This is a genomic window from Caballeronia sp. RCC_10, from assembly GCF_041360715.1.
Lineage (GTDB): Bacteria > Pseudomonadota > Gammaproteobacteria > Burkholderiales > Burkholderiaceae > Caballeronia > Caballeronia grimmiae.
In genome coordinates this window covers 1-625 of record NZ_JBFUPT010000125.1, presented here as the reverse complement: position 1 = coordinate 625, position 625 = coordinate 1, and the positions used below count along the sequence as shown (strand labels likewise).

Below are 625 nucleotides of genomic sequence, written 5' to 3'. Positions count from 1 at the left end.
AACACGAGCCGCCGTCATGTGAAGCACAAGATCTGGCCTTATCTGTTGCGCGGCATGACGATCAATCGGGCAAACCAGGTCTGGGCACTGGACACGAGTTACATCCCGATGGCGCGGGGCTTCGTGTATCTGACCGCCGTGGTGGACTGGGCCAGCCGAAAGGTACTGGCCCATCGTGTGGCGATCACGATGGAAGCGATGCACGCTGTCGAGGCGTTGGAGGAAGCATTCGCGAAATACGGTCAACCGGAGATCGTCAACACCGATCAGGGCAGCCAGTTCACAGCGACAGACTTCACCGACGCGGTGCTCCGCCGGGGCATTCGCTTGTCCATGGACGGCAAAGGTGCCTGGCGCGACAACGTGTTCGTCGAGCGTGTCTGGCGCAGCGTGAAATATGAAGAGGTGTATCTGAGGGCCTATGAATCGGTCAGCCATGCCCGCCGTTCTATTGGCGATTACCTGAATCTTTACAACCAGAAACGACCTCATTCGAGTCTGTCCGATCAGACGCCGGATGAGGCCTACTTCGCGACACTGCCAGCGATCAAATCGGCAGCTTGATGACCCCGGCGCTTCCACTTATAAACTCGATCTAACTGTCCGAACCAACGGCGCCACCTCT

1 protein-coding gene is annotated in these 625 nt (G+C 57.9%); it reads left to right on the top strand.

From position 1 onward, the window contains the following. The coding region (locus tag AB6804_RS31935) for an IS3 family transposase (RefSeq protein WP_370889846.1) at positions 1–564 on the top strand (564 nt) is incomplete at its 5' end. Positions 565–625: the final 61 nt, after the last annotated feature.